This is a genomic window from Margalitia sp. FSL K6-0131, from assembly GCF_038008735.1.
GTDB lineage: Bacteria > Bacillota > Bacilli > Bacillales > Bacillaceae_C > Margalitia > Margalitia shackletonii.
Map to the genome: position 1 here is coordinate 2,987,284 of NZ_JBBOZS010000001.1, position 24,508 is coordinate 3,011,791.

Consider the following 24,508-nt stretch of genomic DNA (forward strand, 5'->3'; position numbering starts at 1 on the left):
TAGCTGTCCTTTATACTGTTACGGTGTTTAATTCTGTTAATTGATAAGCATTGTCGGCTGTAATTGCCTTCATTAGCTCGATGTTGCGGTAATGATGAGTGAAGAAGATAATCTGTGTTTGTGTTGATAGCTCTAATAAAACTTTTAATGTTTCCTTCGACCGATCATCATCAAAATGAACCAGGATGTCATCTACAATAAATGGGATTGGTTCATTTTCTCGAAGATAATGTTCCATACTTGCAACTCTTAATGATAGATAAAGTTGATCTGTTGTCCCGTCACTCATGCCGGAAACCTCTACCATTTCGTCTTGATTACGAACTCCCATTATTACCGGTTGGTCTTTTTTGTCGTACTCTACGGTTATTCCGTCAAAGGAACCTAATGTTAATCGACGGAAAATCTCACTTGCCCGATTTAATATAGGACTTTGATTGCTTTCTCGGTAAAATTCAATCCCTTTTTGCAATAAAATAGAGGCCAATTTGTAAGTAACGTACTCTTCTGTGTAATTTGCTATAGCAGCTAACTTGCTTTGCTTTTCCTCTGCTGCCTTTACTGACTCGAAGCTCGCTCCTTCGATTTTTTCCAAGTACTCATTTTTCACAACCCCATGAGCTTGTTCTATTTCCGAACGGGTTTGATCTAATGCATATAATTGTTTCTGAATGTCCTCTAATTCCATATCTAATGTATCTTTATTGGCAAGATCCGCCTCTTCCAAAAGCTCCTCTAGCATCCGGCCATTGCCTAATTCAATTATTTGCTCCTCAATTAATTGAATTCTCCCTTGAATATCACACTTTTGTTTAAAAGCTGACTCGATTTTTTCCAATTCTTCGATTGAATCACAGCCTGCCTGTTTTAGCAATTTTTCTAGGGCACTGTTTGCCTCCGTCATTTGGAGTTCTGCCGCTTTTATCTTCTCATTTGCTTGGGCAATCTGTTTATTTAGATTTGCAATGTCCACTTGATCCTTTTGAGCTTGTTGCAACACTTTAAATAAATCTGAAACAGCAAGATCCATCGCATGTGGAACTAGATTGGTCAAAACATTTTGTTCCATGCTTTTTACACTGGTTTCAAATGTTGAAATCCGTTCTTCTATAGCAATGATGTCTTTTTCAGTCTGTTTCAGTTCATCATAGTGCTGAACACAAGCTTCAAATGTCTCTAACAGTTCTTTTACAACATTTGGCGAGGTTTCTTTAGCGATACCCAATTTTTCAATCGCTTTCTCCCAGTTTACTTGCCAGTTTTTTAAGTTTTCTGCTGCACGGTTCCTTTTGTCACTGGCAAGGTCAAGCTTTCCGGTTACATTTTTCAACGTTTCTTGCAAATGATCCCGCTTATTTTTCTCATCTGTTAATCGTTTTCTTGTTTGTTCAGCAAAGTGCACTACATCCTCAAGGGTAGAAAATTCAGTACTAGTTCCAAGTACGGCAAGTGTATTTTTTAATAGTATGAAAAGATTAGTCTGTTTATCCTTTATATCCTTTAATTGTGCTAACGTAATTTGTTTTTTATGATTTAATTCCAGAATCGTATTATATTTATCCAGCCATTCCAACATTTCATCCGGAGTTAGCGGTTCTATCTTCGCGGATTGCCAATGTTCTTTCCACTGTTTTTTCCAAACGTCCATTTTTCCGTTTGCACATTCTAATTCAGATGTAAGAGTTTGAACTTTATTTTTACCTGCTTCAATATCAGCAAGCAGCTTGTTTTTTTCCCCAACTTTTTCTGCTTCGGTGCGCAGCTTGTCCGCAATCTCATCTGTTTTTTGGATGCTCTTCTCAAATGCCATATCAATTGGAAGGCCATTTGAAAATTGAGCAAGTACCGTTTGGTCAACATCACCTGTATTCAGCTTTTGGCGTATCACAAGCCAGCCTGTATCTCGATGGCTTCTTGCTCCATCAAGCTCTGATATAGTTGGAATATCTGTAAGGGACTCCAGTTCGCGAATTCTCTTTTCATATTTTTCAATAGAAGCATTTTCATCCCCTATTTTTTGATTCAATTGCTGAATGTCATGGTAAATTTCCTCATATTGCTTTTGAAACTTCTTCACGGTTTCTTTCAAATTTGGCACTTTTAATCGCAGTAATTCATCCGTTGTTCCATCAAAAAGTGGTAGATTACGAATGAGTTCGGAAATTTGATGTTCGATTTGATGCAATTCAGTTTGTTTTTCATTTAATATTCTATCTAGATTACCTTCTGCTTTCGCCTTATCGATAACAGATTCTAAATCTCCGAGATTCACAACTTCATTCAATTGTTGAAATTCGAATTGACTATTCTTTCTTTCCTTTTCAAGAGATTCATATTCTTCCCTTGCGTTTTTTTCGCCCGCTTCTAGGACTGGCTTTTGTTCTGCCAATTCGCGTATCGTTTTTTTCAGTTCAGCATTGACCCTGTATTGTTCAACAATGTCAATATTAACGGTTTCACGTCCCAGTTCCTTTAACTTTGCAAAGATGGTTTGTTCTAATTGTCGGTATTTTCCTTTCAGAACAGGAAGCTGCTTTACATCTTTTTGGTAACTGGAGCTATCCCGATATAAAGATTCAATCAACGTCTTTTGTTCAAGAATTCCATCTGGAATAATAATATTTTGCAATAACCGTACAGTTTTTTGCAGTTCTTCTTCTGCATTTTTCTTAGCGGCTTTTGCTGCTTCTAATTTTTGCGAATTTTCCTTGCGAAGTTCTTCCATTCCTTCCGGTAAGTCAGGTACAGTAGCTAACTCCTTATATTTTTCAAGCAGTTCCTTGCGAAGTGCGATTTTCGGCAAGGTTTGCTTCAAACGTTTGTATTTATTTTCCTCTTTTGTTAATTGTTTTATATCTTCTTTTAGCTTTTCAATTTCTTTTTTACCTTCTAAAAACTTTCGTTCAAGATCTTTCCAGTCTTGTATTTTCAATTGATTTTCGGTAATTTTTTTTGTTAAGTCTTTTTCTTCTTTTAAAGCACTGTTTATGGCAGTTTTAGATTTATTTTTTCCATAAAGATTGCCTGTCCTGGATTCTAATTCCTCCAAAACGTTTCGAAGTGCATTGATTCCCGACGCGGCTGAAAATAAGCTTTGCGATACATTTCCATCACTCTGTAACAGGCTTTCCCCGCCTTCTCTTAGTCGGACATGATCTAATGCGAACATATTTGTAAATTGCTGCTCTGATATTCCATTTAAAAAGGATGCAACGATTTTCTCATCAAGTGGATTGTTATTTACATCCAATACCGTATTTTTCGTTCCTTTTCTGCGGGTAAATTGCAGTTTCTCGCCATTTTCTTTTTGCAGTTCTCCTTCAATTCTTAGCTTCGAATTGCTGTGGAGAAAAGCATCTGTCGTTTGTCTCGGAAAACCATATAAATAGTTTGAGATGGAACGCAGGATCGTGCTTTTCCCGGCTTCATTCGGGCCATATAATAAATGAAAATTTTTATTTTCATCAAAAAATACATGGTAATCCGTGAAATGACCAAATGCCTGTAAATTTAAATAATTTATTTTCATGCCGTTTCCACCCCAGACTTTGTCGTTAAGTAGTGCAAAATTAACTCCTCTACTTCTTTTAGCCTATTGGTAAGAATTGTCGGATTAGAGAAATCAAAAGCATCTTCCCCGCTTTTGAGCTCATTAGGCAGTGCAGATTGCAAATCTTTAAATTCCTGAAGCAACAGCTCGAATATTTCTTCGTTCTGACTAAGCCCTTCAATGTAGTCTAGTATACTTGCAATTGGGCTGCTTTTTTCTCTTAATTCCTCAATATCCATTTTTCGGGTTGTTTCGATTTTTACCTTTTCGATCCAAATATCCCCATATCCTACTTCTAGGGCCAGTGAACGCAAGTTATTGATGACATGCTCTCTATCTACTAATAAAGCCTGGTGTGCATCCGTAGATCCGGTAATTCGGATGCGAATGGCTAAGAATCTGCCTTCCGAATCTTGATAGAGTTCCTCTAGTTTTTCTCGTGCCGTTATCACGATATCTTGCACTGTTTCGCAAGAGGAAGCATCTACTGAACAAACTTCCCATCGAAGCACATCTAAGTCTTGATGCTCATAGTGATGAATTTGACCATCCTTTACAGTTACAATCGTACATCCTTTTTGTCCGGTCTCCTTGATGTGTCGTCCTTGAATATTTCCGGGAAAGATGATAACGGGATTTTTTTCATGGAGTACTTCTCTTAAGTGGATATGCCCTAATGCCCAGTAATCGTAGCCTTTTTCCTTTAAATCATCTAAAGAACATGGTGCATAGCTTTCATGACCTTCACGACCTGTCGCGCTCGTATGTAATAGACCAATGTTTACATACCCTTCCATTTTAGATGGATAGGCTTTTGCGATATTTTCCGTTACAGCTCGTGAGGCAAATCCTTGTCCATGTAAAGCAACTTGCAGCTCTTCCATTATAAAAGTCTCAGGTTTATCAACCGAGAATTCGATGACATTTTCCGGCAGCTTTAATTCTTTTGTGATCAAGTTTGCCGCATCATGATTTCCGCGAATGAGGAACACTTTAATATTTTCCTTTTGCAATCGGCTCATTTGGCTGATAAAAAATAAACCGGTGTTATAATCCTTCCAATCCCCATCATATAAATCACCTGCAATGACAAGGAATGCAACGTTTCTTTCAATTGCTACATCTACTAAATGTTGAAATGCCTCTCGCGTCGCATTCCGTATTTTCTCGACAGGAGCCCCTTCATACTTTTCCAAGCCTCTTAATGGACTGTCTAAATGGATATCGGCTGCGTGAATAAATGTAAATTCCAAAGCTATCCCTCCTTGCTAACAACCAATGTCATTTCATTCTATTTTTCTTCCATTTTACCATAAGAATCGACAATTTTAAGAAATTGATAGAATGAAAAATCTTTTACTATTTTTAACAATCTACCATATTCGAATCGTCCTTTTTTAAGCACAGTTACAAATCATTACTTACGATAGCATTATTTATTCTATAAAACGTAAAAAAAGCCGCCATAAGACAGCTCTCCGTAACGTCTAGCAATTATAGATAATTAAATCACTTGCCCCTCATATGGAATATAGGGCATTTGTAAGAAATTATACAACGCAACGTCCTCTACTCTGTTCAAATAAGCATGCAAGCTATCTGACAACATCAAATTAATAGGTGAACCTTTTTCATTAATGAGAATAATAGGTTTTTGAAACGCATAGGCATACCCGATTTCGAAAGCAGTACCGCTATCAACATTCGATCCTTCAAAATCATGGATAGCCACTACAACATCCGCTCTCCGCAGAAATTTAAGATCGTTATGAAAGGTAGCTCTTCTCCATTCCTTTGAGCCAAATTTTAGCTGTTCAAATTGATGAAATCTGGCTGAAAAAATATCTATTACATAAGGATTCCTCATTAACGCATTTTCTAATCTCTGCACCCTATCAATTTGCTCTTGATTAAAAAAAGGGCTTGCAATAAATACCCTCACCACTTTTGATTTCACATTTTCCATTAAATTGGCATCCTCCTAATAAAATATCCAATCAACTAACAGACCCATAACATTATATGGATGAAAATGCTGCTGAATGTCATAAAGATTCTTCTGATACTCTTAATGTGATAAAAACAATCTATAGGATGGTGGTTGAACAATCCAAACACATTTCTTAGATAACATGTATCCCCCTACTTAAATCATATTTAGGAATGATATGAATAGAAAAATAGGTTATAGTAAAATATATTGTATTTGATGGTTTTATTTTTTTTAAGGAGAATAAAGCATGAAAATATATGTCGATGCAGATGCTTGTCCAGTAAAAAATATCGTTATTTCTGAGGCAACTGGGGCAGATATTCCCGTTATACTTGTTACAAGTTTTCCTCATTATTCATCGGAGGTTTATCCTGAAGGTGTCGAAACTATTTATGTAGATACCGGTGCTGATGCTGCGGACTATCGTATTATGAAGCTTGCTCATAAGGGAGATCTCATTATCACTCAAGATTATGGACTTGCTTCTCTTGGATTGGCGAAAGGATGTACCATCATACATCATAAAGGATTTCTTTATACCAACGAAAATATCGATCAATTATTGCAATCCCGATACTTAAGTGCCATGGAAAGAAAAAGCGGGAAACGTACAAAAGGTCCTAAAGCATTTACAAATGAAGATCGTGAGAAATTCAGGCAGATGTTCAGAAAGATAATTGGCCTGGAATAATATTTAATGGATGGGGGAGTTTTGGATATGAATCGATGTGGATGGGTAAATCAAGATCCTATTTATCTTGATTATCATGATCATGAATGGGGTGTTCCAGTATATGATGACCGCTTGCTGTTCGAATTTTTAAACCTGGAAGGAGCACAGGCTGGTCTAAGCTGGTATACGATTTTAAAGAAAAGAGACAATTACCGGAAAGCATTTGACAATTTTGAAGCAAAAAAAATCATTACTTACGATGAGAAGAAAATAGACGAGCTTTTACATAACGAAGGGATTGTCAGAAATAAGCTAAAAATTAATGCAGTGATTACCAATGCGAAGGCATTTTTAAAAGTAGTCGATGAATTCGGCTCATTTCGAGATTATGTGTGGTCTTTTGTTGGCGGCAAACCGATTCAAAACCACTTCAATGATTTAAGTGAAGTACCTGCAACAACAGAAATCAGCGATAAAATGAGCAAGGATTTAAAAAAACGCGGTTTCAAATTTGTCGGTTCCACGATTTGCTATTCGTTTATGCAGGCAGCCGGTTTGGTGAATGATCATGTTGTTACATGTGATTGTTATAAAAAAATCCACTCATTAAAATAGAAAAAAGGACAATTTAGTCCTTTTTTTATTCATCCATAAAGGTATTTATCCACTTCTTCAAGCTCAAACAAGCCGCATTCTTTTATAAAGTTGGATAAAATTTCGACATGTGCTGCTCCTACAATAAGCAGGATGCGTTCATTGGGACTTGTAGCCAGATCTGCAAGATTAGAAAACATGATTAGATTTCGTTGATACCACCAAATTAACCAGTCCATCCCCACGTAATCTTCTTCTTCCTTAATTCTGGCAATATTAATATTCAAAATATGATGCTGTTTGATTTCTTCTTTTTCATTATATTGACGGTACATATCTAAAATTGTTTTATCATTAGGGTTGGCAGAATTACTTATCTCATGGAGCCACCCAAAAATGGATTGAAATAGTTCGGGCTGATTCTTCTTCGCCCACTCATAAACATCCCCAAAACCTTTTTTCCCTGCGCCTTGTTCCATCCAGTCAATACAGTAAATTTCTTTATGTTCTAATTCAGAAGCAATTCGGAAACCGAGCTGATAAACTTCGTTAACCTTCAATTCTAGATTGCCATCTGAATATTGTCTATACTCTTCATTCAATGAATCTTGATGCTTTTTTTCCACTTCAACTGCAAGCTTGGTTGGATGGAACTTTTTCAAACGATCCACCACTTCTCTTATCTCTTGTTGTCGTTTTATGGATAGAAGATTATCTACTTCCGTTTGAAACAAGTCAGTTGTTTGTCCCATATGAAAGGTTCCCACGATTAAAAGTTTAGGTTTTTGATGATATGTATGCATCGTTTTCTCTCCCTTTTTAGATCTCAGTAACCAATTCTACAAAATCGTGGGAATTTCCTCCATTTTACAAAATAGAAACTTTTGTTCTGTTCGATTATTTAGATACAATAAATTCTATTTTTTTCTACAAACATACACCATCTGGTAACTATCATTTGTTATCGGTTCTTCGTTCCAATTTTTATATACATCGATTATCTCGAAACCATTTTCCTTGAGCAATCTTTCCATTTCTTTAGGAAAGACATACCGTAATTTGATATTGGTTCTTTTTATGTCCATTACTTCCCCAGTATCACTGATATATTTTCTTATCGTAATATAATGTTGAATTTGATTTAGGGGATCATAGTTACTTATCGTGTATACATCTACTTTTTTCTGATTGTCTTGATATGACTTCCAAAACTCTTCCGTGCTTGGTTGCAATAATTCCTCGTTACTCGGAAACCTTATCCCAAAGATAAAGATTCCGTTTTGTATTAAATGTTTGTTCACCGAAGTGAGCAATCTATCTTGATCCTCGTTCGTTAGAAAATGTTGAAAGGAATTACCGACCATATAAATAAACTCACTCTTCACGTTCAAATCAAGACTAGTACAATCTTGTTTCCACCCAATTAATTGGTAAATGGAGTTTTTCAGTTTTTCTTCTCGCCGTAGCTAACATTCCTTTATGTATATCAACACCTATCATCTTATACCCTTTTTCTGCAAGCGGAATGGTAGCCCGTCCTGTCCCGTATGCTAGATCAATAATTGGCCCAACTGATTTAGAAGCCCATTTTAATAAGAGAGGTATTTCATCTGTATAATGATCATTTTCCTTATCGTATATAATAGGATCTTCGTATTCTTGAAAATTATCTTTATCCATAATGTTTGCTCCCGATTGAACGTATTGCTTCCGTCATATATTTCGCAAACTCGATTAATTGTTTCTGATTCCAGTCAATTTGAATACCGGGATTAGTATATTGTGATAGACTTGCACTTACTAGTTCTTTATAGGAATCAGGAACATTCCTTAATCCCCATTTTCCACCTTCTTTTTTCGATGAGACATTTCCTTCTCTCAAATAGAATAAAACTCTACAAAGGTTCAATGTATAATACACTGGGTTATGAACGATTTCCTCCACTGCATTTTCGATATCAAAAAGAATGGACTGAAGATAGTATTTTCGGTCAATTGGTTGAAATACCTCATGAATTGGTGCACCATATAAACATTTACCCCTTTCATACGTTATAACAAAATGAGCAGCTAAATCTGGGTCCACTGAATCTCCACAAAGGTAATTTACGTCCTGCATATATCTCTCCCGGTGCATCTGTGAATAATGGAGTTCAAACGGAGTTGGATATTGAAATGCTCGCACCTCTTTTTCTAGTAAAATACTCATTTCCAGCTTATATTGATTTAATTCCAAAATATCCCTTATGATCTTTTGCTTTTGGTTGATAGTTAGTGTTTCTTTCACAACGATTAAAACATCCACATCACTTTTTGTTGGTTGAAAACACCCCATTGCTAACGACCCATGCAGGTAAATTCCTACTAGATTCGTCCCTAATCGATGCTGAAATATGGAACATACTTCATGCAAAAATTTTTCTATAGACATATTCCATCCTCCCCTTTTATAGAAAAAAATGATGGCTCGTAAAAGCCATCACCCTCAACTTAATTACTTTTCACGATTTCAGCAATTTGATCGTTTACATTTTGATTAGAAAAACCACCGTGATAACATATTACGGATTCAATATCATAATCAATGAATTTCTCCAAAGATTTCAATGCAGTTTCCATATCAGGAGTATTCCGAGGAACTGGTCCTTGCAATGTGCCGTTTCCTATCACCATTGCATCTCCTGTAATAAGTGTTTTACTTTCTTGTAAATATAGGCTTATATGGCCAGGTGTGTGGCCAGGTGTGAAAATTACTTCAATCCCTCCGAATTCCGGAAGCACTTGACCATCTTCTAGAACATAATCAACGTTTGCTTTCGGAGGATTCAAATATAAAGCTTTCATTGGCTCTGGAAGAGACTCCCAAGCTTCCTTACTAAGTCTATTTGGATCCGCTTTTATCATATGTTTTTCGCCTTCAATATAAGGCTTATCCTCTTTATGAGCAAATACATCAATTTTCCAGTCACATTCTTGTAGAATCTCTGGTAAACTTCCAATATGATCTATATCTTGGTGTGTTAAAATTACTGCTTTTAATTTTTCAAACGGAACTCCGGCATTTTCAAACGCTGCCTGAAGTGCTTTGACCTGTCCAGGCATGCCCGTATCCACTAATATTGCCTTTTCTTCATCCCAAATCAAAGTAGGATTGATTTGAAAACCCTGGATATTTAACTCAATCATTTCCACATTTTTTGCTACTTTCATACTTTTTTCCTCCTCAGGCAACATTATATAAATTTCCCATAAAAAAATGGTTCCAACTTGAAGTATAAACCGTATACTTTATGTAGTTCACCTTACATATTCTATCATAATTACAAAAAATCCTTTATCAATTGCTTTTTGAAATACAGGAAAAGGAAATGAGAAGTCCACTATGATTATACATTCACTAGATTGGCTATAATTTTAGTAGAAATGGAGGAAGGAAAAAATATGGGTCGTTTTCTTATGCTTGTTATTTGCGCTTCTTTAGTTGTTTTTTCCTGGCCAACTATTAAAGACTTTTTACATAAAAAAGATTATCAGGAAAGTATTCATTCCCTGCAGTCTAAAATAAATAATTTAAAACAAAATGCAACCGTTATAGCTGGTTCCGATAAGGTGAAACAATTATTGGATCAGCTTGGTTCGGATAATAGTAATCAATCTAAAGCCGAAACAAACCAGGACAAAGTTTCATTAGAAACTCCAACTAAGCATATCTTTTCTGTCGATAATATAGAACTTGGTGATACCAAAAAAGATGTTGAACATCGCGCGGGAACTCCAAAACGAACCACCCTTAATGAGTATGGTGAAAATTGGAATACTTATCATCAGCATTATCAACAGTTTTTTATGGCTATGTACAATAAAAATAATAAGGTAATTGGCTTATACACGAATCAAAATTTGATTTCTTCTACAAACGGAATTAAAATTGGCGTCACCAAACAAATAGTTCGGGAAAAGCTCGGTACCCCACTTACCGGCATTCAAAAGGGATTTACCATTTATCAATTTGATAAAAAAAGCGATTATGATGTGTTTTTGGTCGATGGTGCCTATGTAACGATTTTTTATGATAAATATCAGCAAAACAGAGTAACTGCCATACAATTGATTAACAAAAAAGTAGAACAAGAGAAAAGAGGGTTCTATACTAAAGCAAGCACAGCATTAAAAACAGGCTTTGAATATCAATTATTTGATTTAACAAACGCTTCTCGCGTGGTACATCATCTACCTATTTTATCGTGGGATCAGCATGTTCAAGTAACTGCACGGGATCATAGTTCAGATATGGCCGAACATAACTATTTCGATCATAATGACCTAAAAGGACGCTCACCGTTCGACCGAATGCAACAGGATCATATCACGTTTCTTTTAGCTGGCGAAAATATTGCTTACGGACAGCTTAGCAGTATATTTGCCCATGAAGGTCTAATGAATTCACTTGGCCACCGAGAAAATATTCTTCAGAAGAATTATCAATATTTAGGGGTTGGAGTTGCATTTAACCAAGAAGAACAGCCATTTTACACGGAGGATTTTTATTCAAAATAGTTTATGCATGTAGATTTTAGTATGAACACCGTGTATTTGGCAATAGTAAGTAGGAGCATTTATTTGCTCAAAACTTCGTCGGGAGTGATGTATCATGGCTAGAAACAAACTTTTGGTTCCTGGTGCAGAAAATGTTCTGGATCAGATGAAGGAAGAAATCGCCAATGAGTTTGGAGTTCAACTTGGTGCAGATACGACCGCTCGAGCTAACGGTTCAGTCGGCGGCGAAATGACCAAACGTCTTATTGCTTACGCTGAACAAGCATTAAGAAATCAACAAGGTCAATAAACTTGTGATTTCAAAAGTAAAGGGTGTCCTAGTAAGATTAGGACACCCTTTGTTTATGTTATTCAGAGGACTGCGACTACAATTTGTACCTGAATTTTCCCCCTGGGTTGGTCTTTTGAATCCTTATAAAGACCAGTTGAACCTGATTTTTCCCTCGGGTTGGTCTTTTGAATCTTTATAAAGACCATTTTTTCAATGAGTAGGTCTTTTGAAACCGTATAAAGATCCCCTTACACAATAAAAATAAAATATCCCAAAAAGGCAAGACATAATACATAGATTAAAGGATGAACTTCTTTCCATTTTCCAAGCGCGATCATGGTTATTGGATAAAGGATAAACCCTAGTGCAATTCCAGTTGCTACACTTGAAGTAAGTGGCATCATAATTATCGTTATAAATGCAGGAATTGCAATTTCAATGCGATTCCAATTTATTTGTTTTACTTGCGCTGCCATTAATGCCCCGACTATAATCAAGGCTGGAGCTGTAACCTCAGATGTTACAATGGATAGTAAAGGTGAAAAAAATAATGCGATGAAAAAGCACACAGAAATAATGACAGAAGTAAATCCTGTTCGGCCCCCTGCTGCAATACCCGCGCTCGATTCCACCATTGATGCTGTCGTAGAAGTTCCGAGAACAGAACCAACAACAATAGATGCTGAATCAGCTAATAAAGCTCTACCAATATTCGGTATTTTATTATCCTTTATTAAACCTGCCTGACTTGCAATAGCAATTAAGGCCCCTGCTGTATCAAAAAAGGCAACAAACAAAAAAGTAAAGATGACTGCCAAAACTTTTGGACTTAAGATTTCATGTAAATGAGAAAATACTGCTCCAAAAGTCGGAGATAGACTTGGTATTTCACCAACAATATGAGTAGGTTTATCAATTACTCCCCATATGATCCCGATAATCGTTGTAATGACCATTCCATAAAAAATTGCCCCTCGAATACGTCTCATCATCATGATGATGGTGGTGATAAATCCGATAATGGCCAAAATAGTTGTTGGCTTTGCTAAATTTCCTAAAGAAATAATGGTATCATGATTCGAAATAACAAGACCCGCATTTTTTAGCCCGATAAAAGCAACAAAAAAGCCAATACCACCAGAAATGGCATATTTCAAATCCTCTGGAATAATGTTAATGATGATTTCGCGAATTTTAAATAAGCTTAACAAAATAAAAAGAATACCTGCGATAAAAACCCCAGTTAACGTTGTTTGCCATGGAATTCCCATCCCGATACAAACAGAAAAGGTGAAAAAGGAATTTAAACCCATACTAGGAGCAATTCCTATCGGGAAATTTGCTAACAATCCAATTAAAAGGGATCCAATAATGGCAGATAACGCGGTTGCAGTGAAAACCGCACCTTTATCCATTCCCGCTTGACTTAATATTAACGGATTGACTACTAAAATATATGCCATTGATAAGAATGTAGTTATTCCTGCTACTGTTTCTTGCCTATAAGAAGTATGGCGCTGATCAAAATGAAAAAAAGCTTTCACAAAAAAATCCTCTCTTTCTATAAGAACAATACATCTTGTACCAATTAGAATAGCCGCAAAAGTATATAATATGAGCAAAACTTTAATGGACCGATTTTGTTGATTTACAAGTAAATCGTTTTTTTTGAATGAATATAAAGAATAATTACAACATCAAAAGATTTTCCCTATTCCATAGAATAGAAGAAAGAATATAAAAAAAGCCCCCGCATATTACGGAAGCTGCCATTATGATTCAGAAGTTTTATGTTATGATTATGATATTATTTTTAAATATAACAAAACTCCTGTAGTCAAGCCATTTACGGCAGCTTGGTAGAAACAATTAGGCCGTATTCCTAATCATATACAAGACATGTTGTTAATTATACTGAAAGTGACACTTAATACAATATAATCCTATAAACTGTAATTAATCTAATTTTTCATACAGGCAATAATTCCTAAATTACTGAATCGTAAATAATAATTCATCCACCGCCAGGAATAATTCAGGCACTTTTGGCAATTATTCAGCCAAAAGCAAAAACACAGCCCAAATAAAAAAAGGAGAAATCAACATTCTCCTTTTACCCAATACTATTAATTTGAAATAACAAACACACCGCCACAATGTGACATTGGGTGAAATTCACATCGACACAGCGCTTGCAAAGATTCAACCATTTCATCAGCTACAAAATAAAATTCATCAGGATCCCAATAGTCGATACTATCCTCCCTGCAGTTTTCCATATCCACTCTTGTTTTGAACGCTATATCCCCGATAAAGATTTTTCCGTTTTCATTTAGCAAATTCAATAAATCAGAAATGAACTCCATTTTTCTCTCATCTGTTAAATGATGTAACGCATACGTACTAATAATAGAATCAAATTTTTTCCCATTTAACTTTTCTGGAAGTCCTTCTATAAAGTCAAATTCTATTAAGTTTGCCAATGGCATTTTCGCTTGTGCAATTTCAATCATTTTTGCAGAGAAATCAATCCCGTAAATTTGTTGACCGTGTTCATATAATTTTTGGGTTAATATCCCTGTTCCAAATCCAATATCCAATACTTGAGAATTCGGATTTTGCATTACTTCATTGAAAATTGTATTTAATATCTTTTTGTACCCTGCGAACGGATACAAATTGCTTTCCTCACTTAATTGAACTGTTTGATCATAATTGTCTGCCCATAAGTCAAATCCATGTTTATTTAGCAAGAATGCTCCTCCTCATTTTGAACAAGCTACTTGAGCACTCCTTTATAAGACTCAATCTAGCTGTTCCTCTTTTCTCCATTTTGCAATTGATGAATTACCATTGTTTTTCTCATCATGCATCCCACCTTTCCTAGTTACTTTTTATAATATCTTAATTTTCCCTACTATTAAACTATTTTTTAGTTGATTTCTAGAAAGAGGCATAATATTCGCAATATGCCACAAATCCTTTACTATAATAAGAAAAAAGGAGTTGATTTCTTGTGGCCAAATATAGGGCTGGGATTATTGGAACAGGATTTGGAGCTAAGGTACATGCACCAATGATGAAGTTTCATGATGGTTTTGAAGTTGTGGCCATCGCAAGTGTATCCAGAGGAAACATTGAAAACACTAAGCAATTAAGCGGAATTGAAAATGTATATACGGACTGGAAGCAAATGCTGGAACAAGAGGAGCTTGATTTTGTTGTTGTAGCTTCCGCTGTCCATTTACATAAGGAAATGACACTCGCAGCCTTTAACAAAGATATTCATGTTCTATGTGAAAAACCAATGGCGTTAAATATTGCGGAAACAGAGGAAATGATTGCTGCACGTAATGATGCAGGGAAATTGGGGCTTATTAATCATGAATTCCGTTTTCTTCCTGCCCGGACCAAAGTAAAGCAAATCTTAAATAGCGGTGACTTAGGAGAAATTATGCATGTTCGATATGAATGTACCTTTCCTAGCTTTCAATCCTTAGTGTCAAATTCTCGGGGCTGGTTAGGTCAAGCAGAAACTGGCGGCGGCATGCTTGGCGCTATTGGATCCCATATGGTGGATTCCCTTCACTGGTGGACGGACTCAAGTTTTCATGAAGTTTTCGCCAATCTTACAACGCATGTTCCCGAATTTAAAGACGATCAAGGTAATGTGGAACATCGGACTGCCGACGATGCCTTCCAAATCATTGGTTCATTAGAAAACGGTGCGACTGTAACTTTAGAATTTTTATCAGCTGCACGTCAAATTACTAATAGCATGAGGCTAGAAGTATACGGTACAAAAGGTACATTAATTATGCTAGATGATAATAAAGTTTTCTTCTCTTCAGGAGATGCCCCTCTTGAGGAAGTGGTACTTACACCGGATATTTCTGCTCCAGCAGAGATGCCTGCGGTCGCAGCTCGTTATTACAACGGATTTAATCGTATGCTCGATGCACTGTATGAAACATTTAATAGCGGAAAGAAACATCCCTATCTTTCCGAATTTGAAAACGGCCAAATGACTCAAAAAGTTTTGGATGCAGTACGCTTATCTGCCAAAGAAGGTAAAAAAGTTATAGTAGGATAGATGGTTGTGTGTTGCTTTCCAACTTTGAAAGGAATATAGATTTACTCTTATAAAACCACAGATTTAAAGACCGAGCTCTTACCGCTCGGTCTTATTAAAAATGCTAGCTATTTCAATGAAATAACTATCCCATACAATATTTTGGAAAGTAAACTCGACTGGGATAAGGTAACCTTCCCTTCCTCCCATTAAAACTGAATCCACTTCAGACTTTCTAGCATCTCTTTGTTATATGACTTTTCTGGGAATAACAGAAATACGGGCTTGCTTGCAAATTTAGTTCCTGGCTCGATATTTAAGTAAGTGGCTGTTGCTGCTTGGGCAAATTCTTCACTTAAGACACAATCAGACTCTAAGTCGGTGCTAGTTGAAAAAACCTGTAATTTTTGGGTTTCATCACTACCAGTAATAGTGTATGGATTACTGATTTGAAAATCATGCTCCTCAAAACCCGCTCTAAATTTCTTCGATCCCGATTTATTTTGTAATTGGACAATAGTCTCGTTTAATGCGTTTTTCTTCCACCACATTTCCGTAACAAGATATTGGTTTATATATTGGTTCATATGCTCCAGTTCCGTAAAATGAGCAATTATTGGAACACCAGGCAGTGTCAGAAAAGATTGCCGTATATGAAGCCCTTTCCACTTTTCATGCTTTTCTAATGTTGTTTCAATGACAATACCTTGCCATTCATTTTGCAGCTTATCTACCTTTTTCACAAAACGGGACTTGGAGGTTTCTTTAAGAAACGAAAATAGACTAATACCACTGAGATAGGACCACATTCCTCCTGCCCATGGATTCCACCAAGCTTTTGGCTTTGGTTCCGGATACATCGAATCCAGCCATTCCTGACCTTTATAAGAGATCGAATAGAGTGTCGGGAAGAAGCTTGCCGCTGCTTTAAATTTTAAATCTCCATTTTCAATTTCACAGCTTACATGTTCGCCATCTTCAACCTGGTTCATTTTAATCCCTGATTGCCCCTGATGCAATAACAGCAAGGATCCCTCTATTTTCTTTGATTCATTTTCCAATTCATATTGGATAGGAATAATACCAGTTGTATTAGATTGATAGACGATGGATTGATTCTGATTATCCTCATATTTCACAGGTACTTCCTGTACACCATTTTCTAAAATTTTTAACTTACCATTAAAATAACGATTTTGAATTTGTTCTAAGATCAAAGTATGTTGATTATTTTTTATTACTGGGTTAGACCTTTCCGGTTTTAGCTCGATTTCCTTTGCGATAGATTTAGTAGCCGTATTCTGGTTCGCGAAGTTCTGAAAATCCTCCACATTTTTTATTGCACCGAGAGAAAAGTTTACCGGTTTTGCCTTCACTGTTTCATTTGGACGAACCATCCCTAATTCTTCCTCTAAGTAGAAATACCAGCCATCAAAACCTAATTGGACTGACTCACTCCATGTAATTCCATGGGGTTCTTTTTCGTTATCAGAAAAAATCCAATTACCTGACACATCTTTGCTGTTCAATTCCCCAAAGTGCGTCATCCTTGCATCATTAAAATAAACAATTTCATTCTTGATAGGCATATATGTTTGATTCAAGTGATGTTGAATAGGCTGAAAAACAAATACATTTTCAAACGAATTTTCCGATTGATTTTCAATCTCCACCCAATAGTTTAATAAGCCTTCAGCAAACAACTCGAAGCATAGAGAAAGCTTCATCCTATATGGCTTTTGAACATCATAATAAAGTTTCATCTTTGCAGCGGTAGTATTATGGTCCCATTCAAATGTGGATACTTGTTTTTTTGACAGCTCTCCAATATACGGTTTCCCAAATTTCGGTGGGAGTAAAAATGTTCTTTGACTCCAATTTTGTCCATTACCTAAGGAAATCGTATTATTTCTTTTCCTCACTTGCACTTTATAAAAACCATTTTGCAAATACATATAATCCTTGTCATATCCACCCGCTTTTATACCGAATGCAGGGATTGGAAAGGCAAGGGGTTCCTTCCACTCAAACGTTTCTTTAGCTGATTGAACTTTTATCGAACATTCAGATTGGAGAAAACCATATTTTTGAATAATAAAAGGAATTTTAATGATCCCTTTTTCAGAGATTTCCGTTTTAACAATATGATTTTTCCATTCAACTTGATCATTGTTCTGTAATTCTACTATGACTTCGGCTGTCTTCTTAAGATGATTTTCAAGTTCAAGAAAACAGTACTGTTCTTTGTTTAAATCATATTTTTTTGGGTGATATACCGTTTTAACTTTTAATGCTTTTTTCGGATAAATTCCGATTGCAAATAATGATGATAATCCATTAATGGTTACCTTTACTTCTGCACGCGGGTGGGTCACCCATTCATTTGGCTCTTCTCCATCTTTTATGTGAACAGGTATTTTAAATGTATCTTCATGGGGTATGTTCGTAACCTGTTTCCCGTTGACATGAATTCGCTCATTTTCATATCCTTCTATCGCTACACTTAGTTTTTCAGCAGATTTACTTCTAACTAAAAGCTCTATAACAGACTCTCTTCCCTCAATTTGGTTATGCTCATTTATAGAAGCTTCCATTAGCACATCATTTGTTTCAATAAGTCTGATACCTCTGCCACTCTTTTCAATCTGAACACGCAAAAAACGAGTTTCATTCTCCCAAACATATTCAAAATACGTAAACCCATTTTCTTTTATTCCGTCGGGCTTCACTTCAATTGCCCGAACATTATCTTTATACCAATCTAAGTGTTCAAAGTGTGGCTTGATTAATTCATTTTGCAGTACCATCGGGATGAAATTCATTAAGTGAGTCGTATCATCACGGTCTTCCCAAAAGAACCCACATTTTTTATATAACGGAACAGCCTTTACATTTCCCGGCCAAGTATATAAGTCGATCCTCGGAAAGCCAAGCTCCACTGTTTTTTCTACTGCTTTTAATACGAGGTGCTTCCCTATTTTCTTTCCATGATAATCCGGATGGACATTTAATAATCGAATATATAAGGCATTGGAATCCTCTTTATATTCCGAGATCCCGCAATAGCCCACCACTTTTTCATTATCTAATGCAAGGTACAAAACAAGATCCTCTGAATTAGCCTGCTGCTTTTTCACCTGTTCCTCTGTAGTTACGCTTGCATCGCCGCCCCAGCTGTCCCGACTTTCATTCCACATGTCTGCAATGGACTTAGCTAGATCTTCGTGATATTTTACAATTTTAATTGATTCTGTAATTGTATTCATATAAATTGTATCCCCCTGCAAATTCATTTCATTCTTAACTATGTTGAGTCATCCTTATTGTTTTTTAATAACTTTCTTGTATTAAGCCTCATAATTCCCTCTCCTTTCTTGTATTGGAAGTTTTTTCTTCCTTCTGTAATACTAAATCAACTCACTATCTTTGTAAATATTATTCTGAAAAATGTTTCTATTCCTCCACTTTAAAAGAAAAATGAAAAATATATGATATGATGGAATTGAATCATAACAGAAAAAGTGAGGATTCATGATTATGAAAAATACGAAAACAAATGCTATGCGTATTTTAGATAAAGAAAAAATAGCATATTCTATCATCACCTATAATCCGGATGATGGGAAAATAGATGGCGTTTCTGTTGCTGAAAAAATTGGACGTGATACGTATGATGTATATAAAACATTGATAACTCAAGGATCCAGTAAACAATATTATGTGTTTGTTATACCGGTTAAGGAAGAATTGGATTTAAAAAAAGCGGCAAAAGCGGTTGGCGACAAAAAAGTAGAAATGATTCCTGTAAAGGATATTACGAAAGTATCGGGATATATACGAGGGGGCTGTTCACCTATTGGGATGAAAAAATTATATCCAACCTTTATCGATTCTAATGCGGAGTCTCTACAAAATATCATCGTGAGCGGCGGTAAAATTGGGATGCAGATTGAACTGCTAGTAGCTGACCTCCTTAGTATTGTTCATGGAAAATTTGCAGACTTAACGAAATAAAAAGCGAGCGGGATATAATTTCCCACTCGTTTTTTCATACCATTAGAACGGATTTGTTCCTAACAAGCTTGCTGTTTTCACATAGACACGCGAATTTAATTTTAATTGTGATACGATGAATTCCGCGATATCTTCCGGTTGAATAAATTTTTCTTCTTTCTTGTCAATTAAATTGTTTTGATGTGCAAGATCTGTTACAACAGTACTTGGCGTTAATGCAGTAACACGAATATTATTTCGGCGTACTTCTTGCGCTAATGATTCCGTTAAACCAATTACTCCAAATTTTGAGGCACTATATGCACTGGATGTAGCAGCACCATTTAATCCATTGGTTGAAGAGATATTAATGATATCTCCACTATTTTTCTCAATAAGCTGAGGCAGTACCGCACGTGTTACATAGTATGTTCCCATCAAGTTAACATCAATAATTCTTTTCCACTCTGCAGGATCCATTTCTAAAAGACTTGCAAAACTGCCGATTCCCGCATTATTTATTAAGATATCTGCAGTACCAAGCTCCTCTGTAAGCTTCTTAATGGCTTGTTCAACTTGATCTTGAGATGAAACATCTACAGAAGCAAAAGCTGCTTTAACACCTAACCCTGTTATTTCATTTGCAGCTTCAATAAGTGTTTCTTCCGTACGTGCCATTAAGCCAACATGTACTCCTTCTTTTGCAAGCGCCACTGCAACTGCACGGCCAATCCCTTTTCCTGCACCTGTTACAAACGCGACTTTTCCTTCTAATGATTGCGCCATTATGAACATCTTCCTTTCAATAAATATCATGCTATTTTTTATACTTCTCAAGCCTTTTTCCAAAGACTTACATAGTTTATGCCTTTTATAACCTATATACAAGGAAAATGCTTAGTTTGAACAGCTAACTAGTATTGAACTAGAGCTAAACATAGGGAATTAGAAAATTCCCTTCTTTTGATTGTTAATTCAAGTATTATATTATTTATAAATTGCCTCGATATTGTTACGGTTTGCTTCGTTTAAACCGGTTGGCATCATTATGAGTTTAACATTAGCCATTTAACAGCTTCATTATAATTTTCTGCAAAAAAAAATCAGGCTTATCCTCGCTTCCATAAAATTCATTGTTTTTTTATTTATTGAAAGTTCTTTTCTACTCCCTGTTTTCCTGCAGATAATAAATCAGTCCTTCTCATTCTTTGTTGGTCAAAGTATATCCTGTATTTAGGAACTACTTATTACACTAAACGATTTTCGAATATAGGTGTTCCTTCTCCGATTATATTTAACAAACTAGTTATAATTCATTTTAAAGTATCTTGTATGTAAGTGTTATCTATTCTATGGCGAACTTCAGGAAACTCTCATTCTACCAAGAGATTATTTTTTGTTCGAACTCCTTTTTCATTTATTACAAGCATTCAGACCTTTAGTCAAATAAGAAGATCCTGTCAAAAGACAGGTCTAGTTCATCTCATAAAACTTCCTTAATGTTTTAAAAAATGTTGGATATGAAACCTTAATTACCTCACTATTTTCAATAACCATTTTTCCATCCGTAAGACAACCTGCATTGGCGTGCATCATCCCGATACGGTGATCACCATGGCTGTTTACGTGCTCTCCATTTTATTTGGTTTTACCCATGAATAATTAGCCCATCTGCAGTAGTTTCAATTTTTAAAATGAATATGCTGCAAAAAAGATGGCCCGAGGAATTCAATAATTGGGTCAAACATCACACGTTATTCCTTGAAATTGGTCAATTTTCTATTGAGCTTTCATCTAGATAAACAATTTTACCGTGTTTAACTGTTTGAATAACTTTCCAATGATTTGTTTGGCGCTCTATTAGCACAAAGTCGGCCTTTGAATAGATACTTAGCCCTTTTTGAATAGGCAAGTTCATTAATAGAGCCGGAAGTATAGATGCTGCATTCCATGCATCAGGGAAGCTGCATATACCTTCTTGTACGAGATTTTCAATTCCGCTTTTTAGCATTTTCACAGAACCCGCAAGCAGATTTGGATTATCTGCTAAATGAAGTTTACCTTGTGATGTAAGGACTACTTCTCCTCCAATGTGTGTATTATAAGTTCCAGGTGGTAATCCACTTAAATAGACGGCATCGCTGACAAGAATGGCCATTTCTTTCTTCACCTTAAAAATTACTTTTAGTACTGATGGCGGAAGATGAAACCCATCTGCAATGCAGCTGGCCCAAAGATTATCCTGGGCTAGCTGTTCCCAAATATAGTTAGGATGGCGCTGCATCATCAGGTGAGCCCCATTTCCTAAATGGGTGGACAACTTTGCCCCCGCAGACACAGCAGCCTTAATTTGCTCCGGTGTTGCAGCAGTATGCCCTATGGCAACCGTTACACCGCTGTCTGCACATTTTTTAATAAAATCTAGGGAACCCGGCCATTCCGGAGACAATGTTAGTATTTTTATTTTCGCTTTAGCGGCATGCTGCCATTTTTGAAATAATGGCCAATCCGGTTTCTGGACATATTTCTTCTTATGGGCTCCCCGCGGTCCATCTTCGGGTGAAATAAATGGGCCCTCTAAATGAATCCCTTCAATACTTTTATTAACAAGGTCATACGCTTCACAGGCTTCCAAAATAGTCCCTATGGCTTCTTCAATTTTAGAATCTTCATTTGTAATAATTGTAGGATAAAAGGAGACCACCCCTTCTTTCCATAGAGCAGATGTAACGTTATAAACATCCTCTTTGGAAAAAAGTGGGGAATTGAAATCAACTCCCCTATATCCATTCAGTTGTAAATCGACCAACCCAGGAGCAATAATCGGTAGTTTGGAAGAAATATCTCTTTTTGTTAACTTTTCTATTGAAGAAATATTCTCGTTTTCAATTGAAATACCAATTGCCTCACCCGTTTGATAGTGGATGCCCTTAATAAACATCGGTAACCCTCCTATAAGCATCTCTGTCGACATACAACTGACAATTCGGATATGTTCGTAAAATAGATGCTGGACATTCAGTTGAAATTGACCCTAATAGAGTACTTTTTACCGCGGATTGCTTCGTTTCACCAGGTACAATACAAAATAAAGACTCTGCATCCAGCAACGTTGGGATGGTTAAAGTTAAGGCATGTGTGGGTACATCATCAAGCTGCTTAAAGCATCCGTCATTCACCTGTTGCTTGCGGCATGCTTCATCTAAATGGACTACTTTCATCACTTCAGGGTCTTGGAAATTTGCAACATGCGGATCATTAAAAGCGATATGCCCGTTTTCTCCTATCCCCAGACAAATAATATCAATAGGACCAGAGCGAAGTAGCCTGCTATACCTATGGCATTCATCACTAGGATTTTTTGATCCATCGATAAGATGAACTTCACCAGGAAGGACATGCATGAATAGATTCTTCTTTAAGAATGTACTAAATCGTTGAGGGGCATCTTCTAAAAGACCAATATATTCGTCCATATGAAAAGCCGTTACTCGTTTCCAATCCAGTCCATCTTCTGCTGTAAGTCCTCTCAGAAATTCATTTTGAGAAGGTGCTGCCGCAAAAACCATACGAATTCGTTCTTTTTGTGATAATAATTCCTTCATTTTTACTGTGACAGCTTTAGCGGCTGCTACGCCCAGCTCATAGCGATTATCAAAAACTTGTAAATTTATCCCGTCCACTTTATCCACTTTTATTGGTTGAAAAGTAGAACTCATCCTACTCCCCCCCATTCTGTTTCGAAATAATTTTTTTATAAAAAGATTTCTTTCTGACTGCGAGAAGATTCATACGTACCAAGGATCATCTGCAATGAGTGTTTCCCATCCACCCCCGTAATAATTGGTTCACGATTTTTGATAATCGCCAGTGCCATATCACGTATTTGAATACGGTGACCATCCGGTATCACTTTAAAGGGTTCGAATGAAGGAAGTTCAATTTTTTCACCCTCTATAACTAGCCTCGTAATAGTGTCTTCTTCGATTTCTAATGTTCCCTTTTCTCCATGTATTTCGAATCTCTGCCCTTTACCTTCCACTGCCGTTGTAGTAATTTCTAAAATTCCTAAAGCGCCACTCTTAAACTCAAGAGTAGAGACTACAGTATCTTCCACCTCAATATCTCGCAAAATTGCTTTAGCCTTTCCAAATATGGAGGATACAGGACCAACTAACCATTGAAGCATATCAACTGTATGAATGCCTTGATTCATCATCGCTCCACCGCCATCCATTTCCCATGTACCTCTCCAACCCGCACTATCGTAATACTCTTGATTTCTATAAAGTTTTACGTATGCTGAACATAGACTTAATTTCCCTAACTTTCCTTCTTGAATTAGTTGTTTCGCATATTTGGCCTGTGGTGACATTCGCCTCGGGAAGATTGTACCTAGTTTAACCTCGTTTTCTTGACAAGTTTGAATCATCCGATCCACATCTTCAAGCTTAATAGCCATAGGCTTTTCTACTAAAATATGTTTTTTCGCTTTGGCTGCCTGAATGGTTTCTTCCGCATGAATACCACTTGGGGTACAGATACAGATAACATCTATCTCATCCACTTCCAACATTTCTTCAATAGATTCATATACTTTAGCACCATACTTTATTGCAAAATCAACTGCCACATCTTTTTTAACATCATAAACCGCCATTAGTTCTGCTTCTTCCGTTTCTTGTATGCCTTTAGCGTGAATATCAGCAATAATTCCACAGCCAATGATCGCAAAGCCAACTTTTCCGTTTGCTAACATATCATCCATCCTTTTCGAAGTAGTAAGGGATTGAAAATCCTAGTTA

Annotated in this window: 20 protein-coding genes, 1 pseudogene and 1 riboswitch; of the genes and pseudogenes, 6 read left to right on the plus strand and 15 right to left on the minus strand. The window is 36.3% G+C overall.

Features of this window, described 5'->3' with window-relative positions:
- Positions 1-10: 10 nt before the first annotated feature.
- From NSQ59_RS14620 to NSQ59_RS14630, 3 genes are all read right to left on the minus strand, one after another.
- Positions 11-3,529 (minus strand): YhaN family protein, encoded by a 3,519-nt coding sequence (locus tag NSQ59_RS14620; RefSeq protein ID WP_055740030.1) that lies wholly within the window; start codon positions 3,527-3,529, stop codon positions 11-13.
- Positions 3,526-4,803 carry a metallophosphoesterase family protein gene (locus NSQ59_RS14625; RefSeq protein ID WP_055740031.1) on the minus strand — a complete coding sequence of 426 codons (1,278 nt, stop codon included), beginning with the start codon at positions 4,801-4,803 and terminating at the stop codon, positions 3,526-3,528. Before NSQ59_RS14625 ends, NSQ59_RS14620 begins: the two co-directional genes overlap by 4 nt.
- Before the next feature lie 251 nt (positions 4,804-5,054).
- Positions 5,055-5,516, minus strand: coding sequence for a nucleoside 2-deoxyribosyltransferase (locus NSQ59_RS14630; RefSeq protein WP_055740032.1), 462 nt, complete (start codon positions 5,514-5,516; stop codon positions 5,055-5,057).
- A 274-nt stretch (positions 5,517-5,790) separates the two neighbouring features.
- Between NSQ59_RS14630 and NSQ59_RS14635 the strand changes: the two genes are divergently transcribed.
- Together NSQ59_RS14635 and NSQ59_RS14640 are read left to right on the plus strand one after the other, a co-directional pair.
- Entirely contained in the window at positions 5,791-6,234 is a 444-nt protein-coding gene (locus NSQ59_RS14635) for a YaiI/YqxD family protein (RefSeq protein ID WP_055740033.1), read from the plus strand.
- 27 nt (positions 6,235-6,261) lie between these two features.
- Complete coding sequence (locus tag NSQ59_RS14640) at positions 6,262-6,831, plus strand: DNA-3-methyladenine glycosylase I (protein ID WP_055741236.1); 570 nt, start codon at positions 6,262-6,264, stop codon at positions 6,829-6,831.
- A gap of 29 nt (positions 6,832-6,860) precedes the next feature.
- Here NSQ59_RS14640 and NSQ59_RS14645 read toward each other — a convergent pair whose 3' ends face one another.
- The 4 genes and pseudogenes from NSQ59_RS14645 to NSQ59_RS14665 all read right to left on the minus strand — a co-directional run bounded on the left by NSQ59_RS14645 (position 6,861) and on the right by NSQ59_RS14665 (position 10,020).
- Positions 6,861-7,613 carry a DUF5694 domain-containing protein gene (locus tag NSQ59_RS14645; protein ID WP_340832019.1) on the minus strand — a complete coding sequence of 251 codons (753 nt, stop codon included), beginning with the start codon at positions 7,611-7,613 and terminating at the stop codon, positions 6,861-6,863.
- A gap of 114 nt (positions 7,614-7,727) precedes the next feature.
- Positions 7,728-8,490 (minus strand): annotated as a pseudogene (locus tag NSQ59_RS27950) (class I SAM-dependent methyltransferase).
- Positions 8,483-9,241, minus strand: a complete 759-nt coding sequence (locus tag NSQ59_RS14660) for an aminoglycoside adenylyltransferase domain-containing protein (RefSeq protein ID WP_340832026.1) — start codon at positions 9,239-9,241, stop codon at positions 8,483-8,485. The pseudogene NSQ59_RS27950 and the gene NSQ59_RS14660 overlap by 8 nt, the downstream one beginning before the upstream one ends.
- 59 nt (positions 9,242-9,300) lie before the next feature.
- Positions 9,301-10,020: an MBL fold metallo-hydrolase gene (locus NSQ59_RS14665; RefSeq protein ID WP_340832029.1), complete on the minus strand. Its 720-nt coding sequence runs from the start codon at positions 10,018-10,020 to the stop codon at positions 9,301-9,303.
- A 231-nt stretch (positions 10,021-10,251) separates the two neighbouring features.
- Here NSQ59_RS14665 and NSQ59_RS14670 point away from each other — a divergent pair, with 231 nt between their 5' ends.
- Together NSQ59_RS14670 and NSQ59_RS14675 are read left to right on the plus strand one after the other, a co-directional pair.
- Positions 10,252-11,367 (plus strand): CAP domain-containing protein, encoded by a 1,116-nt coding sequence (locus NSQ59_RS14670; protein ID WP_340832031.1) that lies wholly within the window; start codon positions 10,252-10,254, stop codon positions 11,365-11,367.
- 94 nt (positions 11,368-11,461) lie between these two features.
- Positions 11,462-11,656 carry an alpha/beta-type small acid-soluble spore protein gene (locus NSQ59_RS14675; protein ID WP_055740037.1) on the plus strand — a complete coding sequence of 65 codons (195 nt, stop codon included), beginning with the start codon at positions 11,462-11,464 and terminating at the stop codon, positions 11,654-11,656.
- A gap of 230 nt (positions 11,657-11,886) precedes the next feature.
- On the opposite strand, the gene NSQ59_RS14680 is transcribed toward NSQ59_RS14675, so the two are convergent.
- Both NSQ59_RS14680 and NSQ59_RS14685 read right to left on the minus strand, forming a co-directional pair.
- Complete coding sequence (locus NSQ59_RS14680) at positions 11,887-13,182, minus strand: NCS2 family permease (RefSeq protein ID WP_340832033.1); 1,296 nt, start codon at positions 13,180-13,182, stop codon at positions 11,887-11,889.
- A gap of 270 nt (positions 13,183-13,452) precedes the next feature.
- A riboswitch (purine riboswitch) is annotated at positions 13,453-13,554 on the minus strand.
- A gap of 210 nt (positions 13,555-13,764) precedes the next feature.
- Positions 13,765-14,391, minus strand: coding sequence for a class I SAM-dependent methyltransferase (locus NSQ59_RS14685; protein ID WP_340832035.1), 627 nt, complete (start codon positions 14,389-14,391; stop codon positions 13,765-13,767).
- Positions 14,392-14,654: 263 nt separating this feature from the next.
- Between NSQ59_RS14685 and NSQ59_RS14690 the strand changes: the two genes are divergently transcribed.
- Positions 14,655-15,731, plus strand: coding sequence for a Gfo/Idh/MocA family protein (locus NSQ59_RS14690; protein ID WP_126649916.1), 1,077 nt, complete (start codon positions 14,655-14,657; stop codon positions 15,729-15,731).
- Between the two features lie 188 nt (positions 15,732-15,919).
- On the opposite strand, the gene NSQ59_RS14695 is transcribed toward NSQ59_RS14690, so the two are convergent.
- Positions 15,920-18,976 (minus strand): GNAT family N-acetyltransferase, encoded by a 3,057-nt coding sequence (locus NSQ59_RS14695; RefSeq protein ID WP_340832038.1) that lies wholly within the window; start codon positions 18,974-18,976, stop codon positions 15,920-15,922.
- Positions 18,977-19,247: 271 nt separating this feature from the next.
- Between NSQ59_RS14695 and ybaK the strand changes: the two genes are divergently transcribed.
- Positions 19,248-19,724, plus strand: a complete 477-nt coding sequence (gene ybaK, locus NSQ59_RS14700) for a Cys-tRNA(Pro) deacylase (RefSeq protein WP_055740042.1) — start codon at positions 19,248-19,250, stop codon at positions 19,722-19,724.
- A 42-nt stretch (positions 19,725-19,766) separates the two neighbouring features.
- Here ybaK and NSQ59_RS14705 read toward each other — a convergent pair whose 3' ends face one another.
- The 5 genes from NSQ59_RS14705 to NSQ59_RS14720 all read right to left on the minus strand — a co-directional run bounded on the left by NSQ59_RS14705 (position 19,767) and on the right by NSQ59_RS14720 (position 24,462).
- Positions 19,767-20,489 carry a 3-ketoacyl-ACP reductase gene (locus NSQ59_RS14705; protein WP_126649918.1) on the minus strand — a complete coding sequence of 241 codons (723 nt, stop codon included), beginning with the start codon at positions 20,487-20,489 and terminating at the stop codon, positions 19,767-19,769.
- A 687-nt stretch (positions 20,490-21,176) separates the two neighbouring features.
- Positions 21,177-21,299: a hypothetical protein gene (locus NSQ59_RS27955; protein ID WP_445669211.1), complete on the minus strand. Its 123-nt coding sequence runs from the start codon at positions 21,297-21,299 to the stop codon at positions 21,177-21,179.
- A gap of 175 nt (positions 21,300-21,474) precedes the next feature.
- Positions 21,475-22,644, minus strand: a complete 1,170-nt coding sequence (locus tag NSQ59_RS14710) for an N-acetylglucosamine-6-phosphate deacetylase (protein ID WP_340832041.1) — start codon at positions 22,642-22,644, stop codon at positions 21,475-21,477.
- On the minus strand, positions 22,634-23,422 hold the full coding sequence (locus NSQ59_RS14715) for a glucosamine-6-phosphate deaminase (RefSeq protein WP_340832043.1): 789 nt from the start codon (positions 23,420-23,422) through the stop codon (positions 22,634-22,636). Before NSQ59_RS14715 ends, NSQ59_RS14710 begins: the two co-directional genes overlap by 11 nt.
- 35 nt (positions 23,423-23,457) lie before the next feature.
- A complete protein-coding gene (locus NSQ59_RS14720; RefSeq protein WP_340832044.1) occupies positions 23,458-24,462 on the minus strand; it encodes a Gfo/Idh/MocA family protein in 1,005 nt (334 codons plus the stop codon).
- Positions 24,463-24,508: the final 46 nt, after the last annotated feature.

What these genes read in the sequence shown, in the direction of transcription:
- NSQ59_RS14620 (WP_055740030.1), bottom strand. Translation starts at nt 3,529, where the DNA reads ATGAAAATAAATTATTTAAATTTACAGGCATTTGGTCATTTCACGGAT.
- NSQ59_RS14635 (WP_055740033.1), top strand. Translation starts at nt 5,791, where the DNA reads ATGAAAATATATGTCGATGCAGATGCTTGTCCAGTAAAAAATATCGTT.
- NSQ59_RS14695 (WP_340832038.1), bottom strand. Translation starts at nt 18,976, where the DNA reads ATGAATACAATTACAGAATCAATTAAAATTGTAAAATATCACGAAGAT.
- ybaK (WP_055740042.1), top strand. Translation starts at nt 19,248, where the DNA reads ATGAAAAATACGAAAACAAATGCTATGCGTATTTTAGATAAAGAAAAA.
- NSQ59_RS14640 (WP_055741236.1), top strand. Translation starts at nt 6,262, where the DNA reads ATGAATCGATGTGGATGGGTAAATCAAGATCCTATTTATCTTGATTAT.
- NSQ59_RS14720 (WP_340832044.1), bottom strand. Translation starts at nt 24,462, where the DNA reads ATGTTAGCAAACGGAAAAGTTGGCTTTGCGATCATTGGCTGTGGAATT.
- NSQ59_RS14660 (WP_340832026.1), bottom strand. Translation starts at nt 9,241, where the DNA reads ATGTCTATAGAAAAATTTTTGCATGAAGTATGTTCCATATTTCAGCAT.
- NSQ59_RS14710 (WP_340832041.1), bottom strand. Translation starts at nt 22,644, where the DNA reads ATGTTTATTAAGGGCATCCACTATCAAACGGGTGAGGCAATTGGTATT.
- NSQ59_RS14675 (WP_055740037.1), top strand. Translation starts at nt 11,462, where the DNA reads ATGGCTAGAAACAAACTTTTGGTTCCTGGTGCAGAAAATGTTCTGGAT.
- NSQ59_RS14705 (WP_126649918.1), bottom strand. Translation starts at nt 20,489, where the DNA reads ATGGCGCAATCATTAGAAGGAAAAGTCGCGTTTGTAACAGGTGCAGGA.
- NSQ59_RS14630 (WP_055740032.1), bottom strand. Translation starts at nt 5,516, where the DNA reads ATGGAAAATGTGAAATCAAAAGTGGTGAGGGTATTTATTGCAAGCCCT.
- NSQ59_RS14670 (WP_340832031.1), top strand. Translation starts at nt 10,252, where the DNA reads ATGGGTCGTTTTCTTATGCTTGTTATTTGCGCTTCTTTAGTTGTTTTT.
- NSQ59_RS27955 (WP_445669211.1), bottom strand. Translation starts at nt 21,299, where the DNA reads ATGATGCACGCCAATGCAGGTTGTCTTACGGATGGAAAAATGGTTATT.
- NSQ59_RS14665 (WP_340832029.1), bottom strand. Translation starts at nt 10,020, where the DNA reads ATGAAAGTAGCAAAAAATGTGGAAATGATTGAGTTAAATATCCAGGGT.
- NSQ59_RS14645 (WP_340832019.1), bottom strand. Translation starts at nt 7,613, where the DNA reads ATGCATACATATCATCAAAAACCTAAACTTTTAATCGTGGGAACCTTT.
- NSQ59_RS14715 (WP_340832043.1), bottom strand. Translation starts at nt 23,422, where the DNA reads ATGAGTTCTACTTTTCAACCAATAAAAGTGGATAAAGTGGACGGGATA.